This window comes from Bacteroidota bacterium (assembly GCA_018692315.1).
Lineage (GTDB): Bacteria > Bacteroidota > Bacteroidia > Bacteroidales > JABHKC01 > JABHKC01.
In genome coordinates, this window is record JABHKC010000087.1 from 1 (window position 1) to 6,351 (window position 6,351).

At 33.9% G+C, this 6,351-nt stretch carries 5 protein-coding genes; 2 read left to right on the forward strand and 3 right to left on the reverse strand.

The features are described 5' to 3' along the window. Positions 1–394: 394 nt before the first annotated feature. Positions 395–2,461, forward strand: a complete 2,067-nt coding sequence (locus HN894_06855) for an OmpA family protein (GenBank protein ID MBT7143041.1) — start codon at positions 395–397, stop codon at positions 2,459–2,461. Between the two features lie 14 nt (positions 2,462–2,475). Continuing rightward, the gene (locus HN894_06860) at positions 2,476–3,066 is read left to right on the forward strand and encodes a DNA-3-methyladenine glycosylase I (GenBank protein ID MBT7143042.1); all 591 of its coding nucleotides are present in this window, start codon (positions 2,476–2,478) and stop codon (positions 3,064–3,066) included. Positions 3,067–3,490: 424 nt separating this feature from the next. Here HN894_06860 and hchA read toward each other — a convergent pair whose 3' ends face one another. The 3 genes from hchA to HN894_06875 all read right to left on the reverse strand — a co-directional run bounded on the left by hchA (position 3,491) and on the right by HN894_06875 (position 6,070). Next, complete coding sequence (gene hchA / locus HN894_06865) at positions 3,491–4,390, reverse strand: protein deglycase HchA (protein ID MBT7143043.1); 900 nt, start codon at positions 4,388–4,390, stop codon at positions 3,491–3,493. 35 nt (positions 4,391–4,425) lie between these two features. Continuing rightward, positions 4,426–5,409, reverse strand: a complete 984-nt coding sequence (locus tag HN894_06870; protein MBT7143044.1) for an NADP-dependent oxidoreductase — start codon at positions 5,407–5,409, stop codon at positions 4,426–4,428. A gap of 85 nt (positions 5,410–5,494) precedes the next feature. After that, positions 5,495–6,070 (reverse strand): Crp/Fnr family transcriptional regulator, encoded by a 576-nt coding sequence (locus tag HN894_06875; GenBank protein MBT7143045.1) that lies wholly within the window; start codon positions 6,068–6,070, stop codon positions 5,495–5,497. Positions 6,071–6,351 lie beyond the last annotated feature (281 nt).

The window sequence follows — 6,351 nt, forward strand, 5'->3', positions numbered from 1 at the left end:
AAAAAGTGCCATATGAGTATGGTCATAGCGAAGAAAAAATGAAAAAGTTAAGAAACAGCCAAATCAAAAATCTCAAGAAAAAGATAGAAAACCTTAAATTTACAGATAATGAATTTAAGGAACTGTTAACAGCTAAGATAGTATAAATATCATTAAGCTAAAATTTTAGCTTATAAGATAAGACCCATAATAGCCGCTTTGAAAAACGTTCATTCGTTTTACTGAGAGAGCTGTGCATTATAGTTAGGTTGTTAGTTTTATGTAAGAGTCAAGGAATCATTAAATTCTCAATTTCATTGTCGCCCAGAAAAATGAAAGTCAGCTTTGGAATTTGTGTTCGAATTATTAATTTTTCAATTATATTTGAAAGTTTAATTATTGAAGACAAAGCTTTTTGAAAGATAAAAAAAACATACAATTTAATAAGCTGATTATTAAATTTATAGGTTTAGTAATGTTTGGCAATTTCCTTATGTTTGCTTCAGGGGCAATGGCTCAATATACTCATGAATGTGAAGAAATTGATACCCGAAAAGCTGTTAAACTTTACGAAAAAGCAATAGACTTGCCCGAATATAAAAAATCTGAAACTTACGAATTGCTTTTGGAGGCAATAAAAGTTGAACCGGATTATTTCGATGCACTTTACGTTTTAGCCGAAATAAATTATTTCAAAGCAAAAAGAAACTCAAAAGCAGTTGATATTAGAGTTGCAAAAAAATCGCGCACCAATTTTTCTCGTGCCGAAAATTATTTTTTGAAAGTAGTTGAATTGTGTCCCTCTTTCAATAAGTACCATTCCTATTATTTCCTTGGCGAATATTATCATTATTTGAACAAACGAGAAGAGTCTGCAAAATATCTAAGGCTTTTTGTTTCAAATAATACTAAGTCGAAAAATGACTTGGCAAATGCGAAGAAAATGCTCAATGATGTTGAAACATATTTAGATTTGATAAACAATCCTGTGCCTTTCGATCCTGTGAAAGTTACTGGAGTTTCATCGGAATACGACGAATATCTTCCCTTGATTAGTCCCGATGGAGAATTGGTTTTTTTTACAAAAAAATACAGAAAAAAGCCAATGGGCGAACTTACAGAACGCGAGTTTGAGGAGTTTACTTTTAGCGAAAAACTAAATTCTGCTGGTGTGCGTATCGAGCAATTTTCGGAAGGAAAAAAAATGCCTTTTCCTTTCAACACCGGAGCAAATCAAGGTGGGGTAACAATTTCTATCGACAACAATCATTTGTTTGTAACTATTTGTAATTTTATTCAAGTGAACAACCAACCATACAACAATTGCGATATTTACACCTCCGATTATGAATATGGAGAATGGACAAATTTGCGAAAATTAGATAAAAATATAAATGGCAAAACTACCTGGGAGGGGCAACCAACAATATCCGCCGATGGGAAAAAATTATTTTTTGCAAGTGCCAGACCCGGAGGTTTTGGTGGAATAGATCTCTATCAAGCAGATAAAGACGAAAATGGGAATTGGACGCAAGTGAAAAATCTTGGATCAAAAATTAATACAAAAGGAAACGAAAAATCTCCGTTTATACATTCCGATAGCCAGACACTTTATTTTTCGAGCGATAAATTGATTGGTTTGGGAGGCTTCGATATTTTCTACACGAAATATCTGAACGATGGAACATGGTCGGTGCCAAAAAATATTGGCTACCCAATAAATACCGAAGATGATGATCTTGGATTTGTTGTCAGCACAGACGGAAAAAATGCCTATTTCTCATCGAATAAATTGAGCGAAGATGGCGGCTGGGATATTTATTCTTTTGAACTTTATGAAGAAGCAAAACCCGAGAAGGTATTATTCGTAAAAGGGCAACTTATTGACGCTGAAGGAAATGAGCTTACCGATGCCTCTCTCGAACTGAAAAGTGCTAAAACAAAAAGAGTTACAGAAGGATTAGTAGATAAAATTTCCGGAAAATATGCAGTAGCTGTACCTATAGAAAAGGACGAACAGTTTTTAATGACTGTTAGAAAAAACGAATATGCTTTTAGCTCACAATTTATTAATCCCGATGAAGAGGATTTTTCTAAACCCGTTTCAATAGACTTTGAGGTGAAACCCATTGAAGTGGGCACTACTGTGAAAATTAATAATATTCATTTTGCTACAAATTCTTATGAATTAAAAGAAACAAGCAAATTTATTCTGGATAATTTCCTTGAGTTTTTAAATGAAAATAGTAGCATAAAAGTTGAAATTCACGGACATACTGACAAAGTTGGAAACGATCAGGAAAATTTAGTTTTGTCGAAGAATAGAGCAAAAGCTGTGAGCGATTATCTTGTAGAACATGGAATTGGCAGTACAAGATTATCATCGAAAGGTTTTGGCGAAGATTTGCCGGTTGCAAGCAACGAAACCGAAGAAGGCAGAGCTCTCAACCGAAGAACAGAATTTGTTATTGTTGAAAAATAAGCTCAGATTAAAGTATGGAAAACAATATTTCGGGACAAAAAAGTCGCTGCCAATGGGCTGGAAATGACAGCTTGTATATAAAATATCACGACGAAGAATGGGGAGTCCCTGTTTTTGACGATTATAAATTATTTGAGTTTTTAATATTAGAAACTTTTCAAGCCGGGCTAAGCTGGTTGACTGTTTTGCGAAAACGGGAAAATTTTAGGCAAGCATTTGACAATTTCGATTTCGAAAAAGTTTCTTTGTATTCCTCAGAAAAAATTGAAAATCTTTTACAGAACAAAAATATTATTCGGAATAAGCTAAAAATTAATGCAACAATTTCTAATGCCAAAGCCTTTATTGATGTTAGCAGAGAATTTGGCTCGTTTAGTAAATATATATGGGATTTTGTTGGGCAAAAACCAATAACAAATTCTTATAAGTTTATGAACGAATTGCCTGCCAAAACCGAACTTTCCGATAAAATTAGCAAAGATTTAAAAAAGCGAGGATTTAAATTTGTCGGGGCAACAGTTATGTATGCTCATATGCAAGCCACCGGCATGGTAAACGATCATACAACAGATTGTTTTAGATATGATGAAATAAATTGCTTGTAAACTTTAGCCTGAATGATTCCTGAATATTTACGAAATTCATGAATTAATCAGGTTCGTTTTATCCCAGAAAGTTGAAAAAACTAAACTTTCGATAGAATCAGTGATTTTTTGCGTTTTCCCAGACACTGCAAGCGTGTATTTCTCAAGATGAAAATTAAAGGCAACAAACACAAAAATATTACAAAATCTAATTGAAACTCAAACTAATAGTAATAATCATTGCCATATCTTGCCAAATCTTCGAAAACTAACCGGAACTTCCACCTCCCACCAAAATTCTCAAATTATTAAAAATACATATACGCCAAATCCTTCACTTTAAGCCCGCCGGCTTGGGTTTAGCTCAACAACGAATATAAAAACTACAGTGCCTGGCACTGTAGTTTTTCGCTGTTTTTATATTCTTAGGTGGTGTAAGTAGTTATTACTTCAATTCATTTAATAAAGTTTCAGATGCTAGCTTTCCTAATTCATTAGAGGCTAAAGGACTTGCCCCAGTAATTAATTTTCTATCAATACAAACGGTATTGTCAGATTCGGTATTAATAATATTAGCTCCTAAACTTTTTAATCTTTCGCTTACCCCTAAAATCATATGCCCTGGCAAATAACCAACCATCGGAGTCATTTCATCGACAGCGTCTGGGAATACGGCCATATTGTATCCTTTATAAAGGAATTCTTGGTTATTTAGAGTCGTTGATAATAATGAACCTGGCCCATGGCAAAGTGTAATGGTAAACAAATCATTTTGATGTGCCCAATTCAATATTTTTCCAACGTTTTTGTCTTCAGGAATACCTATCATTGCTCCATGTCCACCTGGTACAAATACAGCAGCATAAGAGCTATCATTCGCAAATGAATTAGTAATAAATTCAGCTAATTTTTTAGGCTGCTCAAAACTTGATTTGTACTCGTTGTATATCGCTTTTACATTCTTGTCTTCTTCAGGAAAAGCCCACATTTCAAATACTACAGGTTTACCTGTAGGGGTAACTATTTCAAAATCAAAGCCTGCATTTTTTAAATGCAACATTGGCACTAGAGCCTCTATAGGGTGGTTTCCTGTAGAAAACAATTTCCCATTTTTCATTTCTAAGTTCTTTTCTTCAGTGAAAATTACTAAAATTTTAGATTTATCTCCTTGATATTTAGTGTATGAAATATTTTCAAAATCGCTTACATCAACTGTACCTAGCGTAAGTGCCAATTTTGAAGGGCTATAAGAACCATCTGCTTCTAGTTTAGGTCTGGTTGTAACGTATATGACTACAGCAAGAAGGATAATGATACTTGCTAATCCAATTAATATTTTTTTCATCATGATTTCTAAATTTTAATATGTCTCAACTAACTTTAAGCTATTTTAATTACAATTTTACCTTTTGCTCTGCCTGATGCAAGATGAGTGAATGCTTCTATACTATCTGCAAAAGGATAAACTTTATCAATAACTGGTTTAATTTTTTCATCTTCAACCAATAGTTTAATTTCATTCAGATGTGCTCCATTCGGATGCATAAAAATATACTTGTAGCTTGCATCTTTAGCATTAATCAGTTTTACTAACTCTTCTGAAAGTTTGTAATCAACCATTCCAAACATTTTAGCCGTATCTTCATCTAAAGCTCCTTTAACGCTAACAACTTTACCACCTTGTTTTAGAAGCTCAAAAGCTTCAACGGTATAATTATCACCGAGCGTATCAAACACGATATCAAGGTCTTTTGCAATGGTTTTATAGTCCTCTTTTTTGTAGTCAATTACAATGTCAGCTCCAAGTTCTTTAACCCACTGTACATTGCTGGTACTTGTGGTTGTATAAACATAAGCTCCTTTAGCTTTAGCATACTGAATAGCCAAACTACCCACACCCCCTGATCCAGCATGAATAAGAACTTTGTCATTTTGTTTTACTCCAGCGTGTTCTAATGATTGCAAGGCCGTAAGTCCTGCCAATGGTAAACTTGCGGCTTCCTCGAAAGAAATATTTCCAGGTTTTTTTGAAACGGCAACACTGGTTACAGCAACATATTCAGCAATTGTACCCATTTGCTCCTGTGGCACTCTGGAATAAACCAAGTCTCCAATTTCAAAATTGCTTACTTCATCTCCTTTTTCAACTACAATTCCACTTACATCGTAGGCAATTGTACTTGGCATAGGGATAGGCAGCATGTCTTGCAGGTATCCTAACACAATAAGTTTGTCTATTGGATTAATTGCTGCAGCCTTAACTTCGATAAGTATATCTGTGGCTTGTATGTTTGGTTTACTTACTTCGTTAAAAGCCAAACTATCTTTAAACTCACCGTATTTTTCTATTTGTAGTACTTTCATAATTGTATCTATTAAATTGTTTCTAATAAGTTGATACAAAGATATGGTGAGGATTCTTGAAAAAAATTGACCTATGGTAAGAAAGTTATCTTTTTGCTTTTTCTACTCTTATTCGGCTCAAACTTTCTTGTGTAATACCTAAATATGACGCTATGTGATAGTTTCGAGTATGCTGTTCTACATCAGGGTAATCCTTTAAAAACAAGTCATAGCGTTCGGCTGCGGATAATTGTAACTGATTTAAGATTCTTTTTTCTAGACTTATGGAAAGGCGTACTAAATTTCCCCTTTGAAAGGGTTCTAATTCTGGGAATTTAGAAAGCATTCCAAAAATATTTTCAGCATTAAATTCTATGATATTAGATTCGGTAAGACTTTCTATTGTCAACGTCGCAAGTTGATTATCATGAAAAGCGATATAGTCGCTGATCCAGTTATTTTCAATCGCGAAATGCAGGGTGTGTTCTTTCCCATGTCTATCGGTGAGATACGAACGAAGACATCCACTTTTTACAAAATATACTTTATCCACCTTTTGTCCCTGTCGAATGAGAGTTGAGCCTTTAGGAGTTGTTCTTTCTTTTGAAATAGAAATAAGATAGTCTTCTGCTTCTATACTTAAATGTATGTTGTCTTTTATTTTTTTTATTAATTCTTCCATTTCTCAGATTTGGGCAATTACTTACAACGTTTGCATATGAATAGTTGCCAAGTGCGAGCTTCAAAACTCACAAAATTACTAATATTGATACGGGCTACAGCCCTTGATATTATTGACATATGGCAATTATTTATAATGCGTTGTGTGTGCCCAGCATAAGCGTATGCGGACACCCACCTTGATGTTCAAGAAAAATTTGAAAAATACAAATTATTTTTTGAAAATAAAAATTGATATTCAATTTGGGTAGGCATTAAATATTTCCAGAGAGTGAAAGTCTC